Below are 19,784 nucleotides of genomic sequence, written 5' to 3'. Positions count from 1 at the left end.
GGGCCGGGGCCGGGGGTGGGGGACATGGCCAGGCGCGAGAGAGTCATGAGGATGTCGGTCGAGCAGCCGCTGTGGCGCGCGCTCGCCGGCTACCGCGTGCTCACCATGCTGTACGCGATCGGCTTCTTCACCACCGCCTGGTCCGGCTTCGCCCGTCCCTGGCTCGCCGTCGCCTACTACGCCGTCCTCTTCGTCTGGACCCTGGCGACCCTCCCCAAGGTCTCGGGCGCGGTCAGCTGCACCAAGGGCTTCCTCGCCGCCGACCTCACGGTCGCGCTCACCGGCATCCTGCTCACCCCGTTCGCCGACGCGCACGAGCGGGTCATGGACGGCGGGCCGACCCTGCCGTCGATATGGACCGCCGGTTCCGTCCTGGCCTTCGCCGTCAAGGGCGGCTGGCGCTGGGCGGCCGTGGCCTCCACCCTCGTCGCCGTCGCCAACCTCGTCGAACGCGGCACCCCGGCCCGCGACACCGTCCACAACGTGATCCTCGTCTGGGTCGCCTCCATCGCCATCGGCTACGTCGTCGAGGTCGCCCGCGCCTCCGAGCGCACCCTCGCCCGCGCGCTGGAGATCGAGGCGGCGACCAGGGAACGGGAGCGGCTCGCCCGGGACATCCACGACAGCGTCCTCCAGGTCCTCGCGATGGTGCAGCGGCGCGGCGCCGTCATCGGCGGTGAGGCGGCCGAGCTGGGCCGCATGGCCGGCGAGCAGGAGGTCGCGCTGCGCACCCTGGTCTCCGGCGGACTGGTCCCCGTCTCCCGGGTGTCGGAGGACACCGCCGAGGGCGCCGTCGTACGGGCGGTGGAGGAACCGGAGGACGGCGCCCCGGACGGCCCCGTCGACCTGCGCGCACTGCTCGCGCCGTACGCCGGGGCGCGCGTGAACCTCGCCGAGCCCGGCGCCCCGGTGCCGCTGGCCCCGGCCGCGGCACGCGAGCTCGCCGCCGCCGTGGGGGCCGCCCTGGACAACGTCCGCCGGCACGTCGGCGAGGACGCGCGCGCGTGGATCCTCGTCGAGGACGAGCCGGACGAGGTGATCGTCACCGTCCGCGACGAGGGACCCGGCATCCCCGAGGGACGGCTCGCCGAGGCCGAGGGCGAGGGGCGGCTCGGCGTCGCCCTCTCCATCCGGGGCCGGCTGCGCGACCTCGGCGGCACGGCCGAGCTGATCTCGGTGCCCGGGCAGGGCACGGAGGTCGAACTCAGGGCGCCGAAGGCGCCGAGCACATCCATGGACACCGGAAGTACCGCACGGGGGAAGGCAGACCGATGACCGAGCGACAGGATCCGATCAAGGTGATGGTGGTCGACGACCACCCGATGTGGCGCGACGCCGTGGCCCGGGACCTCGCCGAGTCCGGCTTCGAGGTGGTCGCCACCGCCGGCGACGGCGACCAGGCGGTGCGCCGCGCCCGGGCCGCCGCGCCCGACGTCCTCGTGCTCGACCTCAACCTGCCCGGCAAGCCCGGCGTCCAGGTCTGCAAGGAGGTCGTCGGCGCCGACCCGAAGCTGCGCGTCCTCGTGCTGTCCGCGAGCGGGGAGCACGCCGACGTGCTGGAGGCGGTGAAGTCCGGCGCGACCGGCTACCTGCTGAAGTCGGCCTCCACCGAGGAGTTGCAGGACGCGGTGCGCCGCACGGCCGTCGGCGACCCCGTCTTCACCCCGGGCCTGGCCGGGCTGGTCCTCGGCGAGTACCGCCGCCTCGCCTCCGAACCGGCCCCCGCCCCGGAGACCGGCGAGCCCGGCGCGCCCCGGCTCACCGACCGCGAGACCGAGGTGCTGCGCCTGGTCGCCAAGGGCCTGAGCTACAAGCAGATCGCCGAACGCCTCGTCATCTCCCACCGCACCGTGCAGAACCACGTCCAGAACACCCTCGGCAAGCTCCAGCTGCACAACCGGGTGGAGCTCGTGCGGTACGCGATAGAACGGGGTCTGGACGACGCCTGACCCCACGCGGGACAGTGACCCCAACCACCCGCCGTGGCAAAGGGGTTGTGCGATGAAGGTCGGAGTACTGACCGGAGGCGGCGACTGCCCCGGGCTCAACGCCGTCATCCGGGCCGTCGTCCGCAAGGGCGTGCAGGAGTACGGCTACGAGTTCACCGGCTTCCGTGACGGCTGGCGCGGTGCCCTGCAGGGCGACACCGTCCGCCTCGACATCCCGGCCGTCCGCGGCATCCTGCCCCGCGGCGGCACCGTCCTCGGCTCCTCGCGCACCAACCCGTTCCAGCACGAGCACGGCATCCGGCGCATCGAGGAGAACCTCGCGAAGCTCGGCGTCGAGGCGCTCATCACCATCGGCGGCGAGGACACCCTGGGCGTCGCCGCCCGCCTCTCGGACGAGTACGGCGTGCCCTGCGTCGGCGTGCCCAAGACGATCGACAACGACCTGTCGGCCACCGACTACACCTTCGGCTTCGACACGGCGGTCGGCATCGCCACCGAGGCCATCGACCGGCTGCACACCACCGCCGAGTCCCACATGCGCGTCCTGGTCGTGGAGGTCATGGGCCGCCACGCCGGCTGGATCGCCCTCCACTCGGGCCTGGCCGGCGGCGCCAACGTCATCCTCATCCCCGAACAGCGCTTCGACACCGAGCAGGTGTGCGCCTGGGTAACCTCCCGGTTCCGGGCGTCGTACGCCCCGATCGTGGTCGTCGCCGAGGGCGCGATGCCGAAGGACGGCGACATGGTGCTCAAGGACCGTTCGCTGGACTCCTACGGGCACGTCCGGCTGTCCGGGGTGGGCGAGTGGCTGGCCAAGGAGATCGAGGAACGCACCGGCAAGGAGGCCCGGACGACCGTCCTCGGCCACATCCAGCGCGGCGGCACGCCCAGCGCCTTCGACCGCTGGCTGGCGACCCGCTTCGGCCTGCACGCCGTCGACTGCGTCCACGACCGCGACTTCGGCACCATGGTCGCCCTGCGCGGCACGGACATCGTCCGCGTCCCGATCGCCGAGGCCACGGCCCGGCTCAAGACGGTCGACCCCAAGCTCTACGAGGAGGTCGGGGTCTTCTTCGGCTGACCGGCGGGCGCGGGCCCGGCGCCGTATATTCGGCCCGGAGTCCAGCGGAACGGGAGCGGTCATGGAGATCCTGGCGTTCGGCGTCCAGGCCGACGAGAAGCCCCTGATCGAGGAGGCCTTCCTCGGCCACCACGACATCCACTGCCTGGACGTCTTCCTCACCGAGGACACCGCCCCCATCGCGGCCGGCCACGAGATCGTCTCCACGTCCGTCAACGCCGACCTCGGCGCGCCCGTCCTGGAGATCCTCGCGGCCGGCGGCACCCGGATGGTCGCCCAGCGCTCCACCGGCTTCAACAACGTCGACCTCGACACGGCCGAGCGGCTCGGCGTGACCGTCGCCCGGGTCTCGTCCTACTCGCCCCACTCGGTCGCCGAGTTCGCCTGGACCCTCGCCATGGCCGTCAACCGCCGCATCGTGCGGGCCTCCACCCGCACCCGTGACTTCGACTTCCGCCTGCACGGGCTGATGGGCCGCGACCTGCACGGCCGCACCGTCGGCGTGCTCGGCACCGGCAAGATCGGCGAGGCCTTCACCCGCATCGCCCACGGCTTCGGCATGCGGCTGCTCGGCTGGGACGTCGCCGAGAACCCCGCCTGCCTGGAGCTCGGCATGCGCTACGTCCCCAAGGACGAGCTGCTCGCCGAGTCCGACCTGGTCAGCCTGCACGTCCCGCTGATGACCGAGACCCAGCACCTGATCGACGCGAACGCCCTGAAGGCGATGAAGGACGACGCGATCCTGGTCAACTCCAGCCGCGGCGGCCTCATCGACACCGCGGCCCTGGTCGGCGAGCTGCGCGCGGGCCGCTTCGCCGGCGTCGGCCTGGACGTGTACGAGGCGGAGGCGGGCCTGTTCTTCCTCGACAAGTCCCTGGAGGCCATCGCCGACGACACGCTGGCCCGCCTCGTCACCTTCCCGAACGTCCTGGTCACCTCGCACCAGGCGTACTACACCGAGTACGCCGTCCGGCAGATCGTCGACGCCACGGTGCGCAACGTCCTCGACTACCGGGCCGGCCGCCGCTCGGAGAACGTGCTCGTGCCGCGCAGCTGACCGGCCAGCTCCCGCACGATCGCCGCGCCGTTCAGCGTCAGCACCGACTCCGGATGGAACTGCACGCCGGCGAAGCCCGGACCCCGCAGCGCGTGCACCTCGTGCGCGGCACTCCGGCTCACCTCCACCCCGTGCGCGGCCAGCCCGGCGGCCGCCGCGTCGTCGCAGCGGGCCACGAAGCTGTTGTAGAAGCCGACGGTCTCCCGCCGCCCGAACAGGTCGATCTCCGTCTGCGCCCCCTGGTACGGCACCTCCTTGCGGACGATGTCCAGGCCCAGCTCGGCCGCGATCAGCTCGTGCCCCAGGCAGACCCCCAGGACGCCGTGCCGGCCGGTGGGGGTCCCCCCGCGCGAGCGAAGCCGAGCGTGGGGGAGGAGCAGGTCGGCGGTCAGCGCGCGCAGGAAGCGCATCCTGGGATCGGCGAGGTCGGACGGGTCACCGGGGCCGGGCCCCAGCACCACCGGGCCGTCGTGCCCGAGCACCGCCTCGCGCAGCCCCGGCTCGTCGTACCGGCGGACGGTGACGCCGAGCCCGGCCGAGCGCAGCACGTGGGCGAGCATCGCGGTGAAGGTGTCCTCCGCGTCGACGACGAGAGCCTGTCCCGTGAGCGCGTCCGACGGCTCCTGCATCCGCAGCCAGAACGGCGCCAGCGCGGCCCGGCGCCCGTCCAGCGCCGCCCGCACCCGGGGGTCGTCGGCCAGCTTCGGCCGCCCGGCCTCCGCACGCGGCCGGGCGGGACGCACCCCCAGCGCCGCCAGCACCCCGGCCGCCTTGGCATGCGTCTCCGCGACCTCGCCCGCCGGGTCCGAGCCCCGCACCAGCGTGGCGCCGACCGGGACCCGCAGCCGCCCGTCGGCGTCGATGTCGGCGGTACGGATGAGGATCGGGGAGTCGAGGGTCTGGGCACCGCCGGAATCCCGGCCGAGCAGCGCCAGCGCACCCGCGTAGTAGCCGCGCCCCCCGACCTCGTGCCGCTCGATGACCCGGCAGGCGTTCTGCACCGGCGAGCCGGTGACCGTCGCCGCGAACATCGTCTCCCGCAGCACCTCCCGCACGTCCAGCGAGGAACGGCCGCGCAGCTCGTACTCGGTGTGCGCGAGGTGCGCCATCTCCTTCAGCCGGGGCCCGACGACGACACCGCCCATGTCGCCGACGGTGCACATCATCTTGAGCTCCTCGTCGACCACCATCGACAGCTCCTCGATCTCCTTGCCGTCGGCGAGGAAGTCCAGCAGGTGCTCGGGGGTCGGCCCCTCGGCGGGATAGCGGTACGTCCCGCTGATCGGGTTCATGACGACCGTGCCCGCCCGTCTCCCACCGCCACCCTCAACCGTGGGCGCTGCGCGCCCGCCCCTTCCACCGGACATCCGCACGTGCACCTCGGGGCTGGCGCCCACCAGCGTCCGCTCCCCGGTGTGCACCACGAAGGTCCAGTACGCGCCCCGCTCGCCCTCCAGCAACCGCCGGAACAGGGCGAGCGCGTCGGCGCGCCCGAACCCGGGGACGTGCCCCTCGTACGTCCGCCGGATCACGAAGTTGGCGCCCTCGCCCCGCCCGATCTCCTCGTCCAGCACCCGTCCGACGATCCGCGCGTACTCCTCGTCGTCCACGTCGAAGCCGCCGTCCTCGACGCGGACGTCGTGTGCGGGCAGCTGCTCCAGGGCGTCGGCGAGCGGGAGGTCGTACCGCTCCTCGGGGGTCAGCACCAGCAGCGGGGTGCCGTCGTCGCGCACGTCGAAGCCGCGCTCGCGGATCTGCCGGAAGGGCACCAGCGCCAGCCCCTCGTCGGGCAGGGCGGCGAGCCGGTCGTGTTCCGTCACCGGGCCGAGCAGCAGCTCCACGGTGTCGGGCGCGTGGCCCGGGGTGCGGCGGCGGAGCAGGGCGAACGGGCGGTCGCCGGCGGTCAGGGCGCGCAGGTCGAACTGTGGCATGGGTCCGTGTCCTTCTCGTTCTCTCGGCGAGAGGAACGGCCCTGGTCGCGAAAACACCGAAGGCCGCCTCTCGGGCGGCCTTCGCGAAGTCTTGCGTACGCGCAGTCAGTGGGCCGCCGGAGGAGCGGTCCACCACCAGTTCTGGGTCGAGTGCGCGAACATACGGCGCAGCGTACCCCACCGCGGTCCGTCCACAGGGTGTTCCGCGTGTCTCACTCCCTGGGCATGGGGGCGGGAGCGGTCATCCGACCCCGTAGTGTTGAGGCCGTGACCGTGAACGCTAAGACCAGCGCGAGCGCTGGCAACACCTGGCGAGACCTGCCCGCGGCGCAGCAGCCCGAGTACCCCGACACCGAGGCTCTGCGCGCAGTGATCGCGGACCTCGAGTCGTATCCGCCGCTCGTCTTCGCGGGCGAGTGCGACCAGCTGCGCGCCCGGATGGCGGCCGTCGCCAAGGGAGAGGCGTTCCTCCTCCAGGGCGGCGACTGCGCCGAGGCGTTCGACGGGGTGTCCGCGGACCACATCCGCAACAAGCTCAAGACCCTGCTCCAGATGGGCGCCGTGCTCACGTACGCCGCCTCCGTGCCCGTGGTGAAGGTCGGCCGGATCGCCGGCCAGTACTCCAAGCCGCGCTCCAAGCCGACCGAGACCCGTGACGGCGTCACCCTGCCGACCTACCGCGGCGACTCCGTCAACGGCTTCGACTTCACCGAAGAGGCCCGGATCCCGGACCCCGAGCGGCTCAAGCGCATGTACCACGCGTCGGCGTCCACGCTGAACCTGGTGCGCGCCTTCACCACCGGCGGCTACGCCGACCTGCGCCAGGTGCACGCCTGGAACCAGGACTTCGTGAAGTCGTCCCCGTCCGGCCAGCGCTACGAGCAGCTCGCCCGGGAGATCGACAGCGCGCTGAACTTCATGCGGGCCTGCGGCACGGACCCGGAGGAGTTCAAGACCGTCGAGTTCTACTCGTCGCACGAGGCGCTGCTGCTCGACTACGAGTCGGCGCTCACCCGCGTCGACTCCCGCACCGGGCAGCTCTACGACGTCTCCGGACACATGGTGTGGATCGGTGAGCGCACGCGGCAGCTGGACCACGCGCACATCGAGTTCGCCTCGAAGATCCGCAACCCGGTCGGCATCAAGCTCGGCCCGACGACGACGGCCGAGGAGGCGCTGCAGTACATCGAGCGCCTGGACCCGGAGCGCGAGCCCGGCCGGCTGACGTTCATCGTCCGGATGGGCGCGGACAAGATCCGCGACAAGCTCCCCGAGCTGGTGGAGAAGGTCACCGCGTCCGGTGCCACCGTCGCCTGGATCACCGACCCGATGCACGGCAACACCTACGAGGCGGCCTCCGGCCACAAGACCCGCCGCTTCGACGACGTGCTCGACGAGGTCAAGGGCTTCTTCGAGGTGCACAAGTCGCTCGGCACCCACCCGGGCGGCATCCACGTCGAGCTCACCGGTGACGACGTCACCGAGTGCGTGGGCGGCGGCGACGAGATCTTCGTCGACGACCTGCACCAGCGCTACGAGACGGCCTGCGACCCGCGCCTGAACCGCAGCCAGTCGCTCGACCTGGCCTTCCTGGTGGCGGAGATGTACCGGGACCAGTGACGGTCCGCCCCTGACCCGGGCGGCAGGAACACGGAATGGGGCGCGGGTCACACACGATCCGCGCCCTCTCCGCTTTTGCCGCCCCCGCGTGATGAGTAAGGTTAGGTTTGCCTCACCGACCAGCAGGCCCTCCGGTCGTCGTCGGTACGGCACGACCTTGTAACCCGCTCGGGAGGTGAACCGCGTGTTCGTCTGCAGCTGCTTCGGTGTCACCGAGGAACAGGTGAAGAGCCACGCGGAAGCCGGCGCCTGCACGCCCCGGCAGATCGCCTCCGCCTGCAAGGCCGGCACCGACTGCGGCGGCTGCGTACGGCGCATCCAGGCACTCCTCGGCCGCGGCGCCTGCCCCCGCCGGCAGCTCGCCGACCAGGGTGAACCGGTCCTCGCCGAGCTCCCAGAGGCCGCCTAGACCAGCTTCGGTCCCGAGGGGTCCGGCTGGGACTGCTCGATGACCGTCGACAGGTAGAGCGACTCGCCCAGCTTGTCGATCAGCTCCAGCTGGGTGTCCAGATAGTCGATGTGGTGCTCCTCGTCGGCGAGGATCGCCTCGAAGACGTTGGCCGACGTGATGTCGTTCTTGGCCCGCATCACCTCCACGCCCCGGCGCAGCCGGTCGATGGCCTCGACCTCGATCTCCCGGTCGGCCTGGAACATCTCCGTCACGCTCTGGCCCACCCGCACGTGGAAGAGCCGCTGGTAGTTCGGCAGGCCGTCGAGGAGCAGGATGCGGTCGGTGAGGAGCTCGGCGTGACGCATCTCGTCGAAGGACTCGGCGCGCGTGTACGTCGCGAGCTTGGTCCAGCCCTTGTGGTCCTGCAGCTTCGAGTGCAGGAAGTACTGGTTGATCGCGGTGAGCTCGGCGGTCAGCTGCTCGTTGAGGAACTCGATGACCTCGGGGTCGCCCTGCATCGCGTAAGGCTCCTTCCACGCGGGAACTGGCGGGTTGCGCCGCATGATTGCACCGGCATCGAAGATCGTCCAGTAAGTCTCGACTTAGTAAGTACGTACGTGCTTACTGAGATTTGCCCCTTTCCGTCCGATGTAAGGGGGGCGTGTCAGGGGCATCGGTCCGGGTCTGTCAGGATGGAGGCATGGGTCAGCCGGTGGAACACGGGTCGGGAGAGGGCGGTTCGGGAGAGACGCCGCAGTTCGAGCTTCCGCCGGGACAGCGGCTCCAGCGCGGCTGGCCGGTCACGCACTACGGTCCGGTCCCCAAGTTCCGGCCCGAGCGGTGGGAGTTCCGGGTCTTCGGCTCCACCGCCGACGGCGACAAGCACTGCTGGACCCACGAGGAGTTCACCGCACTGCCGTACACCACGGTCGTGGCCGATCTGCACTGTGTGACGAAGTTCAGCATGCTCGGCTCCGAGTGGGGCGGCGTCCCGGCCCGCACGATCCTCGAGATCGCCCCGCCCGGGCCCGCCGTCACCCATGTGATGGTGTGGGCGGAGTACGGGTTCAGCTCCAACCTCCGGCTGTCCGACTTCGCCGCCGAACGCACCCTCTTCGCCACCCACAAGGACGGCGAGCTGCTGACCGCCGAGCACGGCTTCCCGCTCCGCCTGGTCGTCCCCCACCTGTACGCCTGGAAGGGCCCGAAGTGGGTCCGCGGCATCGAGTACATGACCGCCGACCGCCGCGGCTTCTGGGAGGAGCGCGGCTACCACAACATCGGCGACCCGTGGCGGGAGCAGCGCTACTCCTACCAGGAGGAGCCCGGGGACGGCCCCGAGCTCTGACCCGCGGCCGGCGCGGGCGTCAGCCGTCGCGCAGCTTCTTCAGCCGTTCCACGTCCGCGGCGTGCCCCTCCTTGCCCCCCGGCGTCTCGATCACCAGCGGCACACCCTCGGTGGCGGGGTGCGTCATCAGCGCCCGGAACGGGTCCTCGCCGATGTGACCGGCGCCGATGTTCTCGTGCCGGTCCTTGTGCGCGCCCGTCACGTCCTTGGAGTCGTTGGCGTGGATCAGCTTCAGCCGGCCCTCGCCGACCGTGTCCACCAGCAGGTCCAGGGTCTGGTGCATGCCCGCCGGGCCGGTCAGGTCGTGCCCGGCCGCGAAGATGTGGCAGGTGTCCAGGCACACGCCCAGCTTCGGGTGGGCGTCCAGCGCCTCGAAGTACGGCCCGAAGTCCCAGGTCCGCGAGCACAGGGACGCGCCCTGGCCGGCGGTCGACTCCAGCAGCAGGTACGGGTCGTCGTCGTGGGTCAGCTCGTCCAGCAGCGGCAGCATGAACTCCCGCACCTGCTTCAGCGCCACCGAACGGTCCCGGCCGCCCGTCGCGCTGCCGGTGTGCACGACCACCCCGAGCGCCCCGATCTCGCGCCCGCGCCGCAGCGAGTGCCGCAGCGACTCGACCGACCGCTCCACCGTCGCCTCGGTGTGCGAACCGAAGTTGATCAGGTACGGCGCGTGCACGTACGCCGGGATCGACTCGGTGGCGCAGGCTTCCCGGAACGCCTCGTCCTGCCGCGGGTTGCCGGCCGGGGTGGCCCAGCCGCGCGGGTTGGCGACGAAGACCTGTACGGCCTCCGCCCGCAGGTCGCGGGCGTAGGACAGGCCCACGGAGTGCAGGCCGCCGGCCACGGGCACGTGACCGCCGACGGGGTTGCGCGGGAGGGCGGACTGTTGACTGTTCACCCATTCAGGGTGTCATGCCCGGTCGTGCGACCGGACCGTGAGAGCCGTCACCTGATGGTGATCGTGATGGTCGACCCCTTGGGCGCCGTCTCCCCGCCCTCGACGGACTGCTCCTTCACGGTGTCGCCGAACAGCCCGAGCAGCCCGCGGTCCTCCTTCACCCCGAACCCGGCGTCCTCCAGCTTCCGCTTCGCGTCGTCCACGCTGTCGCCGGTCACGTCCGGGACCCCGATCATCTCGGGGCCCTTGGACACCGTCAGCGTCACCGTGTCGTCCTCGGCGGCGCGGCTGCCGGCGTCCGGCGTCTGACGGGCGACCTGGCCCTTGTCGTACTCGGAGGTGACCTGCTCGGTGGCGACCTTCACCTTCAGACCGGCGTCCGTCAGCTCCGTCCTCGCGTCCGCCAGGTCGTCGCCGGTGACGTCGGGCACGTCGATCGGGCGGCCCTTGCTGACGACGAGTGCGACGGCGGAGCCCGCGCGCACCTCGGTGCCCGTCTTCGGGTCCGTGGAGATCACGAAGCCCTTGGGGACGTCCTGGCTGAACGCCCGGGTCACCATGCCCGGCTCCAGCCCCTCGTCCTTGAGCACGCTCCGCGCCCGGTCCAGCTTGTAGCCCTGCACGTCCGGCAGCTTCACGGTGTCGGGGCCGTCGGAGATGGTGAACGACACCGAGTCGTTCTTGCGGATCCGGGTGCCGACTCCGGGGTCGGTGCTGATGACGGTGCCCCGCTCGACCGTGTCGCTGTAGGCGTGCCGGACCGTGCCGACGTCCAGACCGGCCTCCTCCAGCCGGTCCTCGGCCTGCGCCTCGGTCTTCGACAGCAGCGGCGGCACCTTGGTGAACTGGCCGGAGTTGATGTACCAGACACCCGTGCCGACGCCGAGGACCAGCAGCACGGCGACGACGATCGCCAGCGGGCCCCGTCTCACCTGCGGGCGGCGGCGCCGCGGCGGCAGCGGCGGGGGAGCCGTGAACCGGCTGGTGCGGTGGACCCCGTCCGCGGGGGCCTCGCCGCCCGGGAGGACGTCCTCGTCCTCGTTCACGGGCAGCGGCCGCGATGGGGGTCCCCCCGCGCGAGCGAAGCCGAGCGTGGGGGACGTCAGCGCGCGCGGGATCACGCTCGTGCGGTCCTCGGCGCTGTCGTGCTCCGCGGCGAGGGCCTGCGGCGGCACGGCGTCCAGCTGCTCGGCGGTCAGTGCCGCACGTGCCTCACGGGCCTGCGCCAGCAGCGCCACGGCGTCGTGCGGACGGACCTCCGGGGTGCGCGCGGTCGCCGACGCGACCAGCTCGTCCAGCGCGTACGCCGTCCCCGGGACGGCGGCCGACGGCGGCGGGACGTCCTCGTGGAGGTGCTTGTAGAGGATCTGGGCGGGGGAGTCCCCGTCGTGCGGCTTGCCGCCGGTCAGCATCTCGTAGAGGAGGACACCGCACGCGTACACGTCGACCCGCGGATCGGCGGTGCCGTGCTCGATCTGCTCGGGCGCCAGGTAGGAGACCGTGCCCAGGACCGACCCGGTGGTGCTGGTGACCGTGTCCACGGCCCGCACCAGCCCGAAGTCGGCGACCTTGACCCGGCCGTCATCCCCTATCAGCACGTTCTCCGGCTTCATGTCCCGGTGCACGAACCCGGCCCGGTGGGCGGCGCCCAGCGCGGCCAGCACCGGCTCCAGGATGTCCAGCGCGGCCCGCGGCTGCAGCGCCCCGCGCTCGCGCAGCACGTCGCGCAGGGTGCAGCCGGCGATGTACTCCATCGCCAGATAGACGTACGCCCCCTCGGCGCCCTGGTCGAAGACCTGGACGACGTTGGGGTGGTCGAGCCGGGCCACCGACTTGGCCTCGCGGATGAACCGCTCGACGAAGGTGGCGTCGGTGGCGAGCGTCGGGTGCATCACCTTCAGCGCGAGCACACGGTCCAGGCGGGTGTCCACGGCCCGGTAGACCGTGGCCATCCCGCCGACCGCGATCCGCGCCTCGACGCGGTACCGGCCGTCGAGCACCTGCCCGACCAGAGGGTCCTGAAGGGTCGTGTCCACGCAGGCGAGTGTACGAGCAGGCACGGACACCCCGCGGGCGTCCAGCCCCGTCACCGCGGTACTGAAGCGCACCTGTGACGCTTCCCACCCGCCGCACGCCGCCGACGGCGCCCGGCCCCCGCCGGCGAGGCCCACCGCTCGGCCGGCCGGAAACGAGTGGTGCGCGGGTGGGAGAACACGAGGTCAGGACAGTGCACGCTCACTGGAAAGCGGGCCGCTCCGGATCCAGTACCGCCAAGCCCTCCGCAGGAGACGACGCCTCCGCGAAGTGCCGCCGCGGAATCCGCCCGGCCCGGCGGGCCAACCGCCCCGCCTCCACCGCGGAGCGCATGGCGGCCGCCATCAGCACCGGCTCCTGCGCCCGCGTCACCGCCGAGGCGAGCATCACCCCCGCACACCCCAGCTCCATCGCCAGCGCCACGTCCGACGCCGTACCGGCCCCCGCGTCCAGGATCACCGGCACGCGCGCGTGCTCCACGATCAGCGCGAAGTTGTGCGGGTTGCGGATGCCGAGCCCGGACCCGATCGGCGACCCGAGCGGCATGATCGCCGCGCACCCGACGTCCTCCAGCTTCCGGGCGAGGACCGGGTCGTCGTTGGTGTACGGCAGCACCGTGAAGCCGTCGTCCACCAGCGTCTCCGCCGCGTCCAGCAGCTCGATCGGGTCCGGCAGCAGGGTGCGCTCGTCGGCGATGACCTCCAGCTTGACCAGGTCCGTGCCGAGGGCCTCGCGGGCCAGGCGGGCGGTGAGGACGGCCTCCCCGGCGGTGAAGCAGCCGGCCGTGTTCGGCAGCACCCGGATGCCGAGCTTCTCCAGGACCGACAGCACGGACCCGTGCACGGACGGGTTCACCCGGCGCATCGCGACGGTCGTCAGCTCCGTGCCGGACGCCACCAGCGCGTGCTCGAGCACGTCCAGGCTGGGCGCGCCGCCGGTGCCCATGATCAGGCGGGACGTGTAGGCCGTACCGCCGAGGACGAAGGGATCGTCGGCCATGGGTCAGCCTCCTTGGACGGCGGTGAGGACTTCGACGCGGTCGCCGTCGGACAGGGCGGTGGCGGACCACTGCGTGCGCGGGACGACGGTCTCGTTCAGGGCGGCGGCCACTCCGGACGGCGCCGCGGTGAGCGTGCCCACCAGGGCGTCCAGGGCCGTGCCGGGAGCCACCTCGCGCGGCTCCCCGTTGACGGAGATGTTCATACGGTCTGCTCCGTGAGGACGGTGTGCTGCGTGAGGGCGGCGGCGCCGAAGCGCCGGGGAGTGAAGGGGCGGCCCTCCTCCGGGAGCTCCCCGGTGGTCAGGACGTGCGCCATGACGTCGCCGGTGACCGGGGTCAGCAGCACGCCGTTGCGGTAGTGCCCGGTGGCCAGCAGCAGCCCCTCGAGCCCGGTCGGGCCGAGCAGCGGGGCGTTGTCCGGGGAGCCGGGGCGCAGGCCCGAGCGGGTCTCCGTGAGGGGCAGCTCGGTGATGCCGGGGACCAGCTCGTGGGCGTCGCGCAGCAGCTCGTAGACGCCGCCCGCGGTCACCGTCGTGTCCCAGCCCAGCTCCTCGCTGGTGGCGCCGACGACCAGCTCGCCGCTCTCCCGGGGCACCAGGTAGAGGGGGTTGCCGCGCACCACGGCACGCACCGTCCGGCTCAGCAGCGGTCCGTGCGCCCGGGGCATGGTCAGGCGCAGCACCTGCCCCTTCACCGGCCGCACCGGCGGCAGCACGGCGTCCGGCACGCCCGCGAGGCGCCCGCTCAGGCTGCCCCCGGCCAGCACCACCTGCCCGGCCTCCAGCACCGTGCCGTCGGCCGTGACGACGCCGGTCGCCCGGTCCCCTGCGACGGTGAGCCGGTCGGCCCACACCCGGTGGAAGACCACGCCCGCACGCTCGCAGGCGGCCACCAGCGCGCCGGCCAGGCGCCGGGGGTCGATCTGGTGGTCGCCGTCCACCCGCAGCCCTCCGCGCACGCCCGGCGCGAGCATGGGCTCCAGGCGCCGGCACTCGCGCCCCGACAGCCACTCGGACTCCAGGCCCGAGCGTTCCTGCAGCGCGTGCAGTTCCCGCAGATGGGCGCGGTCGTCGGCGTCCAGCGCCACGGCCAGCGTGCCGCAGCGGCGGTAACCGAGGTCGTGGCCCGTGAGGTCGGCCAGCTCGGCGGCGAACTCCGGATAGCGGCGGGCCGAGGCGAGGTTCAGCGCGAGCAGCGTCTGCTCGCCGTAGTGCAGTTCCGTGACGGCGGCCAGCATCCCGGCCGCCACCTGGGCGGCGCCGCCGCCCGGTTCGGGGTCCACCAGGGCCGTGGCGAGCCCGCGCTGCGCGGACCGCCAGGCCGTGACCAGGCCGATGATCCCGCCGCCCACGACGAGGACGTCCTGCGTGCGGGGTGGTACGGACGGTGCGATCGATGGGGACGACATGGGCGTCCAGCCCCTCCCTTCGCCGGCATGACCCGGATCAGGTTCGTACGGTCGGAGGCCGCCAGCCTCCCTCTCAGCCCGGTGCGTCCGGGCTCCCGCGAGTGCTTTACGGTGGCCACCCTAGCCCGCAGCGCGCCGAACTCGTAAGGGAGCCTCCACCGTGGCCCGTTCGCTCGACGGTCTCGTCCTCGCCCCGGTCGCCGACCAGGCCCCGGGCCAGGTGGGGACCCGCACCCGGTTCACCTACCACGAGGAGGACGGCGAGGTCTGGGCCGAGTACGCGGGCGGCGACGTCGTCCGCGGCCGGCTGGTGGGCACCCGCGCGGGCGACCGGCTCGACTTCCGGTACGTGCAGCTCAGGACCGACGGCAGCACCTCGTCGGGGCACTGCGTGTCGACGGTCGTCGACCTGCCCGACGGGCGGGTGCGGCTGGAGGAGACCTGGGAGTGGGAATCGCGGCAGGGCAGCGGGACGAGCGTTGTGGAGGAGATCACCGCGCACGAGGACTGACCGGCGATTTGCCGGGTGTCTAAGGTGATCAGGTGAACGAGCAGACGCAGGAGCGGGGAGCGGACGCGGAGCGTCGCGTGGTCGTCGTCGGTGCGGGCATGGCGGGCGTGCAGACGGCGGTCGCCCTGCGCGAACTGGGCTTCGCCGGCACCGTGACGCTGATCGGCGCCGAACCCCACCAGCCGTACGACCGCCCCCCGCTGTCCAAGGCCGTCCTGCTCGGCACGGCCGAGGGCTCCGCCTTCGACGTCGACTTCGAGGCGCTCGGCATCGAGCTGCGGCTCGGCTGCGAGGCGCTGGGCCTGCGCCCCGGCGCGCACGTCCTGGACACCTCCGCCGGGCCCGTGCCGTACGACGTCCTCGTCGTCGCGACCGGCGCCGAACCGGTCCGGCTGCCCGGTGCCGAGGGCGTTCCCGGCGTGCACCTGCTGCGCACCCTGGACGACGCCGAGCGGCTGCGCCCGGTGCTCGCCCGGCAGCACGACATCGTGGTCGTCGGCGCGGGCTGGATCGGCGCCGAGTTCGCCACCGCCGCGCGCGAGGCGGGCTGCGCGGTGACCGTCGTGGAGGCCGCCGACCGGCCGCTCGCCGGTGCGCTGCCCGCCGAGGTCGCCGCCCCCATGACCGCCTGGTACGCCGACGCGGGCGCCGTCCTGCGCACCCACGCGCGCGTGGAGCGCGTCGAGCCCGGTCACGTCGTCCTCGACGACGGCTCGCGGCTGCCCGCCGGCGCCGTCGTCGTCGGCATCGGCGCCCGGCCCGCCACCGCCTGGCTCGCCGGCTCCGGCATCGAGCTCGGCCCGCACGGCGAGGTCCTGGCCGACGACCGCCTGCGCACCTCCGTGCCCGACGTCCACGCGGTCGGCGACTGCGCCTCCTTCCCCTCCGGCCGCTACGGGGAGCGCCTGCTCGTCCACCACTGGGACAACGCCCTCCAGGGCCCGCGCACGGTCGCCGCCGACATCGTCGGCGCCGCCACCGGCGAGGCCCCGCCGGTCTACGACCCGGTGCCGTACTTCTGGTCCGAGCAGTTCGGCCGGTTCGTCCAGTACGCGGGGCATCACACGTCCGCCGACAGCACCCTGTGGCGCGGCGACCCCTCCGGTCCCGCCTGGACGGTCTGCTGGCTGCGCGACGAGCGGCTGATCGCCCTGCTGGCGGTGGGCCGCCCCCGGGACCTGGCCCAGGGCAGGCGCCTGATCGAGGCGGGCGCCAGGATGAACCCGCGGCTGCTCGTCGACCCCGCGCGGCCGCTGAAGGCGGCGACGGCGTAGTCCCCCGTCGGCGGGTTGGGACGGGTCCGGCTTCCGACTGTCGGTGCCAGATGGCAGGCTTGAGACGTGACCGAGATTGACGCAAAGATCGATGCTCTCGTACCCGCCTGGCTCACCGTCCCCGACATCGCCGAAATGCTCGGCGTCGAGGTGACCCGCGTGCGGCAGCTGATCAAGGAAGGCCAGCTCATCGCCGTACGCCGTGGTGAGAACCGCGCGCTGCACGTCCCGGCGGCCTTCATCGACGAGGACAAGGTCGTCAAGGGCCTGGTCGGGACCCTGACCCTGCTGCGGGACGACGGCTTCACGGTCGAGGAGATGCTCGAGTGGCTCTTCACGCCCGACCCGACCCTGCCCGGCACCCCCGCGCAGGCGCTGAGCGAGAATCGCGGCACGGAGGTGAAGCGCCGCGCCCAGGCGCTCGCCGTCTGACCTGACACACCGCCCGGCGTACGGGCCGCGACGCCCGCGGTCCGTACGCCACGGCCGCCACCGGCGGCGGCCGTACGCCACGCCGCCGCCCGCCGCCGTACGTCACCGATCTGGGGGGACACACGTATGTCCGAGACCGCCGCCACCGCACGCGCCCGGCTCGCCGACGCCCGGCTCTACCTGTGCACGGACGCCCGCAGGAGCCAGGGCGACCTGCCCGAATTCCTGGACGCGGTGCTGGCCGGCGGCGTCGACATCGTGCAGCTGCGCGACAAGGGCATGGAGGCCGCGGAGGAACTGGAACACTTGAAGGTCTTCGCCGACGCCTGCGCCCGCCACGGCAGGCTCCTCGCGGTCAACGACCGGGCGGACGTCGCCCACGCCGCCGGCGCCGACGTGCTGCACCTCGGCCAGGGCGACCTGCCGGTGCCCGCCGCCCGGGCGATCCTCGGCGACGACGTCCTCGTCGGCCGCTCCACGCACGCCGAGTCCGAGGCCGCCGCGGCCGCCGCCCAGGAGGGCGTGGACTACTTCTGCACCGGCCCCTGCTGGCCGACCCCCACCAAGCCCGGCCGCCACGCGCCCGGCCTCGACCTGGTCCGGTACACCGCGTCCCTGGGCACCGACCGCCCCTGGTTCGCCATCGGCGGCATCGACCTCGGCAACCTCGACGAGGTGCTGGACGCGGGCGCCCGCCGGGTCGTCGTCGTCCGCGCCATCACCGCGGCGGACGACCCCGGTGCGGCGGCGGCCGAGTTCGCGAAGCGCCTGCGGCAGGCGTAGGCCGGGAGGACGTCCGGCGCGGTTGCCGCAGGCATGTGTCCAAGGGATGGACAACAAGCCGACAATACGGACAAATGTCCCGCATCCGGTTGGGGGGCCGCCACTCCCTGGCTAACCTGCCCGTATGGCCCTCGGAACCGCATCCACCAGGACTGATCGCGCACGCACCGTGCGGGACATCCTCGCCGCCGGCAAGACGACGTACTCGTTCGAGTTCTCCGCGCCGAAGACGCCCAAGGGCGAGAGGAACCTGTGGAGTGCGCTCAGGAGGGTGGAGGCGGTCGCCCCCGACTTCGTCTCCGTGACCTACGGCGCGGGCGGCTCCACCCGCGCGGGCACGGTCAAGGAGACCGAGCAGATCGTCGCCGACACGACCCTGACCCCGGTCGCCCACCTGACCGCGGTCGACCACTCCGTCGCGGAGCTGCGCAACATCATCGGCCAGTACGCCGACGCGGGGATCCGGAACATGCTGGCCGTGCGCGGCGACCCGCCCGGTGACCCGACGGCCGACTGGATCCCGCACCCCGAGGGCCTCACCTACGCGGCCGAGCTGGTCAGGCTGATCAAGGAGTCGGGCGACTTCTGCGTCGGCGTGGCGGCCTTCCCGGAGATGCATCCGCGCTCCGCGGACTGGGACACCGACGTGACGCACTTCGTCGACAAGTGCCGGGCCGGCGCCGACTACGCGATCACGCAGATGTTCTTCCAGCCCGAGTCGTACCTGCGCCTGCGCGACCGGGTCGCCGCGGCCGGCTGCGAGACCCCGGTCATCCCCGAGGTCATGCCCGTGACCAGTGTGAAGATGCTGGAGAGATTGCCCAAACTCAGCAACGCCTCGTTCCCGGCCGGACTGAAAGAGCGCATCCTCGCGGCACAGGACGATCCGGCGGCTGTACGCTCCATTGGAATCGAGTTCGCCACGGAGTTCTGCGCGCGGCTGCTGGCCGAGGGTGTGCCCGGGCTGCACTTCATCACGCTCAACAACTCCACGGCGACGCTGGAAATCTACGAGAACCTGGGCCTGCACCACCCCCCGCGGGCCTAGACCGGCCGCACGTATTTGCGACACACTGCGTAACGGCCACTGGGAGAGGGGCGTACATGGGCTGGACGGTCCTCTACATCGCGTTCGGCATCGTCGCGCTGTGGCTGCTCGGTGAGGTGCTGCTGCAGTACAAGGCGCGGCTGCGCTGGCGGCTGCTCGCCTTCGGCGGGTTCGCCGGCGTCGTGGCCGGTGTGCTGATGTCGAACGTGCTGGTCATCGGGCTGGGTGCCGCCGCCTTCGCGGTCGGCCAGACCTACGTCACCCTGTCGTTCCGCCGCGGCTTCGAGGCCGGATGGGCGGTCAACGCCCCGGCGGGCCTGGTGGGCAGCAAGCGCCGCCGTCCCGAACGGGCCCGCCAGGAACCGACGTTGGAGGTCTCCGGCCTGGAGGCGGACGACGCCGCCCCCGGCACCCACGAGGACCGCGCGCCGGGCCAGGACGGTCTCTCCTACGGCCACGACGACCACGACAGCGACGACGTCTTCACCCCGGTCCGCCCCGCCGAGACCACCGCCGTCTACGCGCCGCAGCCCATGCCGGACGACACCGGTTCGTACGGGGTGTACGGCGACGGCTACGGCCAGGACCAGCAGACACCGGCCGCGCAGAGCCCCGACCAGTCCTACGCCTACGACTACTCCGGCTACGGCCAGCAGGGCTACGGCTACGACACCGGCCAGCAGCAGTACGCCGCCTACTCCGACCCGTACATCGGCACCCACACCTACGGCGGCGGGTCGTACGACACCGGCGGCTACGACACCACCGGTACGGCGCAGTACGACCAGCAGGGCTACGGGCAGGGCCAGTACCCCGCCGGTACCCCCGGCGGCTACGGCGGCGAGACCCCGCCCGGCGGGGTCTGGGTCCCGCAGCAGCGCACCGGCGACGACCCGTACGGCGGCGAACTCCCGCCGGAGCAGGCGTACCCGTACCAGGGCAACGGCCAGCCGCAGGGCCCGGGTCAGGGATACGACGAGCAGTACCGCTTCTGACGGCACCCGGGCCCGGTGACGGGC

The 19,784-nt window shown here is 72.6% G+C and carries 21 protein-coding genes and 1 riboswitch; of the genes, 13 read left to right on the top strand and 8 right to left on the bottom strand.

Features of this window, described 5'->3' with window-relative positions:
• The first annotated feature begins 24 nt into the window (after window positions 1-24).
• The 4 genes from macS (at window position 25) to ACIRG6_RS00965 (ending at window position 4,087) form a co-directional block, all read left to right on the top strand.
• Complete coding sequence (gene macS, locus ACIRG6_RS00980) at window positions 25-1,275, top strand: MacS family sensor histidine kinase (protein WP_364677778.1); 1,251 nt, start codon at window positions 25-27, stop codon at window positions 1,273-1,275.
• A complete protein-coding gene (locus tag ACIRG6_RS00975) occupies window positions 1,272-1,949 on the top strand; it encodes a response regulator (protein ID WP_239771424.1) in 678 nt (225 codons plus the stop codon). Before macS ends, ACIRG6_RS00975 begins: the two co-directional genes overlap by 4 nt.
• Window positions 1,950-2,001: 52 nt before the next feature.
• Window positions 2,002-3,030, top strand: a complete 1,029-nt coding sequence (locus tag ACIRG6_RS00970) for a 6-phosphofructokinase (protein WP_318218223.1) — start codon at window positions 2,002-2,004, stop codon at window positions 3,028-3,030.
• Between the two features lie 61 nt (window positions 3,031-3,091).
• Window positions 3,092-4,087, top strand: a complete 996-nt coding sequence (locus tag ACIRG6_RS00965; RefSeq protein ID WP_403320116.1) for a 2-hydroxyacid dehydrogenase — start codon at window positions 3,092-3,094, stop codon at window positions 4,085-4,087.
• Here the strand turns inward: ACIRG6_RS00965 and ACIRG6_RS00960 are convergent.
• Together ACIRG6_RS00960 and ACIRG6_RS00955 are read right to left on the bottom strand one after the other, a co-directional pair.
• Window positions 4,039-6,018, bottom strand: a complete 1,980-nt coding sequence (locus ACIRG6_RS00960) for an anthranilate synthase family protein (RefSeq protein WP_403320114.1) — start codon at window positions 6,016-6,018, stop codon at window positions 4,039-4,041. The two genes, ACIRG6_RS00965 and ACIRG6_RS00960, sit on opposite strands and share 49 nt — an antisense overlap.
• Before the next feature lie 105 nt (window positions 6,019-6,123).
• A complete protein-coding gene (locus tag ACIRG6_RS00955; RefSeq protein ID WP_225634270.1) occupies window positions 6,124-6,180 on the bottom strand; it encodes a trp operon leader peptide in 57 nt (18 codons plus the stop codon).
• A gap of 105 nt (window positions 6,181-6,285) precedes the next feature.
• Here ACIRG6_RS00955 and ACIRG6_RS00950 point away from each other — a divergent pair, with 105 nt between their 5' ends.
• Window positions 6,286-7,638: a class II 3-deoxy-7-phosphoheptulonate synthase gene (locus tag ACIRG6_RS00950; protein ID WP_318218221.1), complete on the top strand. Its 1,353-nt coding sequence runs from the start codon at window positions 6,286-6,288 to the stop codon at window positions 7,636-7,638.
• 175 nt (window positions 7,639-7,813) lie between these two features.
• Complete coding sequence (locus tag ACIRG6_RS00945; RefSeq protein WP_073723846.1) at window positions 7,814-8,047, top strand: (2Fe-2S)-binding protein; 234 nt, start codon at window positions 7,814-7,816, stop codon at window positions 8,045-8,047.
• Here ACIRG6_RS00945 and bfr read toward each other — a convergent pair.
• Window positions 8,044-8,547: a bacterioferritin gene (gene bfr / locus ACIRG6_RS00940; protein WP_351135801.1), complete on the bottom strand. Its 504-nt coding sequence runs from the start codon at window positions 8,545-8,547 to the stop codon at window positions 8,044-8,046. The two genes, ACIRG6_RS00945 and bfr, sit on opposite strands and share 4 nt — an antisense overlap.
• A 182-nt stretch (window positions 8,548-8,729) precedes the next feature.
• On the opposite strand from bfr, the gene ACIRG6_RS00935 reads away from it, so the two are divergent.
• On the top strand, window positions 8,730-9,377 hold the full coding sequence (locus tag ACIRG6_RS00935; RefSeq protein WP_318218220.1) for a sulfite oxidase-like oxidoreductase: 648 nt from the start codon (window positions 8,730-8,732) through the stop codon (window positions 9,375-9,377).
• A gap of 19 nt (window positions 9,378-9,396) precedes the next feature.
• On the opposite strand, the gene ACIRG6_RS00930 is transcribed toward ACIRG6_RS00935, so the two are convergent.
• The 5 genes from ACIRG6_RS00930 to thiO form a co-directional block, all read right to left on the bottom strand.
• Window positions 9,397-10,275, bottom strand: a complete 879-nt coding sequence (locus ACIRG6_RS00930; protein ID WP_403320111.1) for a deoxyribonuclease IV — start codon at window positions 10,273-10,275, stop codon at window positions 9,397-9,399.
• A gap of 47 nt (window positions 10,276-10,322) precedes the next feature.
• Window positions 10,323-12,311 (bottom strand): Stk1 family PASTA domain-containing Ser/Thr kinase, encoded by a 1,989-nt coding sequence (gene pknB / locus ACIRG6_RS00925; RefSeq protein ID WP_403320109.1) that lies wholly within the window; start codon window positions 12,309-12,311, stop codon window positions 10,323-10,325.
• Window positions 12,312-12,510: 199 nt separating this feature from the next.
• Window positions 12,511-13,308 (bottom strand): thiazole synthase, encoded by a 798-nt coding sequence (locus ACIRG6_RS00920; protein ID WP_318218217.1) that lies wholly within the window; start codon window positions 13,306-13,308, stop codon window positions 12,511-12,513.
• Window positions 13,309-13,311: 3 nt separating this feature from the next.
• On the bottom strand, window positions 13,312-13,512 hold the full coding sequence (gene thiS, locus ACIRG6_RS00915) for a sulfur carrier protein ThiS (protein WP_189228228.1): 201 nt from the start codon (window positions 13,510-13,512) through the stop codon (window positions 13,312-13,314).
• Window positions 13,509-14,717, bottom strand: coding sequence for a glycine oxidase ThiO (thiO, locus tag ACIRG6_RS00910; protein ID WP_350718812.1), 1,209 nt, complete (start codon window positions 14,715-14,717; stop codon window positions 13,509-13,511). Before thiO ends, thiS begins: the two co-directional genes overlap by 4 nt.
• Window positions 14,715-14,826: riboswitch (TPP riboswitch) on the bottom strand. Its footprint overlaps the gene before it by 3 nt.
• 51 nt (window positions 14,827-14,877) lie before the next feature.
• Between thiO and ACIRG6_RS00905 the strand changes: the two genes are divergently transcribed.
• The 6 genes from ACIRG6_RS00905 to ACIRG6_RS00880 all read left to right on the top strand — a co-directional run bounded on the left by ACIRG6_RS00905 (window position 14,878) and on the right by ACIRG6_RS00880 (window position 19,760).
• Complete coding sequence (locus ACIRG6_RS00905; protein ID WP_239771405.1) at window positions 14,878-15,228, top strand: hypothetical protein; 351 nt, start codon at window positions 14,878-14,880, stop codon at window positions 15,226-15,228.
• Window positions 15,229-15,260: 32 nt separating this feature from the next.
• A complete protein-coding gene (locus tag ACIRG6_RS00900) occupies window positions 15,261-16,502 on the top strand; it encodes an NAD(P)/FAD-dependent oxidoreductase (RefSeq protein WP_403320105.1) in 1,242 nt (413 codons plus the stop codon).
• A 66-nt stretch (window positions 16,503-16,568) separates the two neighbouring features.
• Window positions 16,569-16,934 (top strand): Rv2175c family DNA-binding protein, encoded by a 366-nt coding sequence (locus ACIRG6_RS00895; protein ID WP_189228232.1) that lies wholly within the window; start codon window positions 16,569-16,571, stop codon window positions 16,932-16,934.
• A 126-nt stretch (window positions 16,935-17,060) separates the two neighbouring features.
• Window positions 17,061-17,717: a thiamine phosphate synthase gene (gene thiE / locus ACIRG6_RS00890; RefSeq protein ID WP_318218214.1), complete on the top strand. Its 657-nt coding sequence runs from the start codon at window positions 17,061-17,063 to the stop codon at window positions 17,715-17,717.
• A gap of 124 nt (window positions 17,718-17,841) precedes the next feature.
• The gene (metF, locus tag ACIRG6_RS00885) at window positions 17,842-18,765 is read left to right on the top strand and encodes a methylenetetrahydrofolate reductase [NAD(P)H] (RefSeq protein WP_364677792.1); all 924 of its coding nucleotides are present in this window, start codon (window positions 17,842-17,844) and stop codon (window positions 18,763-18,765) included.
• A 56-nt stretch (window positions 18,766-18,821) separates the two neighbouring features.
• Window positions 18,822-19,760, top strand: a complete 939-nt coding sequence (locus tag ACIRG6_RS00880) for an SCO2102 family sporulation regulator (RefSeq protein ID WP_403320103.1) — start codon at window positions 18,822-18,824, stop codon at window positions 19,758-19,760.
• The last annotated feature ends 24 nt before the right edge of the window (window positions 19,761-19,784 follow it).

This window comes from Streptomyces flaveolus, from assembly GCF_044765825.1.
In the GTDB taxonomy this organism is placed as follows: domain Bacteria; phylum Actinomycetota; class Actinomycetes; order Streptomycetales; family Streptomycetaceae; genus Streptomyces; species Streptomyces flaveolus.
Note: the sequence above shows the minus strand (reverse complement) of the source record. Positions and strands in the feature narration are given on the sequence as shown.

Coding starts and splice junctions, on each gene's coding strand:
- ACIRG6_RS00920 (WP_318218217.1), bottom strand. CDS start 13,308: ATGGCCGACGATCCCTTCGTCCTCGGCGGTACGGCCTACACGTCCCGC.
- ACIRG6_RS00880 (WP_403320103.1), top strand. CDS start 18,822: ATGGGCTGGACGGTCCTCTACATCGCGTTCGGCATCGTCGCGCTGTGG.
- thiE (WP_318218214.1), top strand. CDS start 17,061: ATGTCCGAGACCGCCGCCACCGCACGCGCCCGGCTCGCCGACGCCCGG.
- bfr (WP_351135801.1), bottom strand. CDS start 8,547: ATGCAGGGCGACCCCGAGGTCATCGAGTTCCTCAACGAGCAGCTGACC.
- metF (WP_364677792.1), top strand. CDS start 17,842: ATGGCCCTCGGAACCGCATCCACCAGGACTGATCGCGCACGCACCGTG.
- ACIRG6_RS00960 (WP_403320114.1), bottom strand. CDS start 6,018: ATGCCACAGTTCGACCTGCGCGCCCTGACCGCCGGCGACCGCCCGTTC.
- ACIRG6_RS00965 (WP_403320116.1), top strand. CDS start 3,092: ATGGAGATCCTGGCGTTCGGCGTCCAGGCCGACGAGAAGCCCCTGATC.
- ACIRG6_RS00975 (WP_239771424.1), top strand. CDS start 1,272: ATGACCGAGCGACAGGATCCGATCAAGGTGATGGTGGTCGACGACCAC.
- ACIRG6_RS00935 (WP_318218220.1), top strand. CDS start 8,730: ATGGGTCAGCCGGTGGAACACGGGTCGGGAGAGGGCGGTTCGGGAGAG.
- ACIRG6_RS00970 (WP_318218223.1), top strand. CDS start 2,002: ATGAAGGTCGGAGTACTGACCGGAGGCGGCGACTGCCCCGGGCTCAAC.
- macS (WP_364677778.1), top strand. CDS start 25: ATGGCCAGGCGCGAGAGAGTCATGAGGATGTCGGTCGAGCAGCCGCTG.
- thiO (WP_350718812.1), bottom strand. CDS start 14,717: ATGTCGTCCCCATCGATCGCACCGTCCGTACCACCCCGCACGCAGGAC.
- thiS (WP_189228228.1), bottom strand. CDS start 13,512: ATGAACATCTCCGTCAACGGGGAGCCGCGCGAGGTGGCTCCCGGCACG.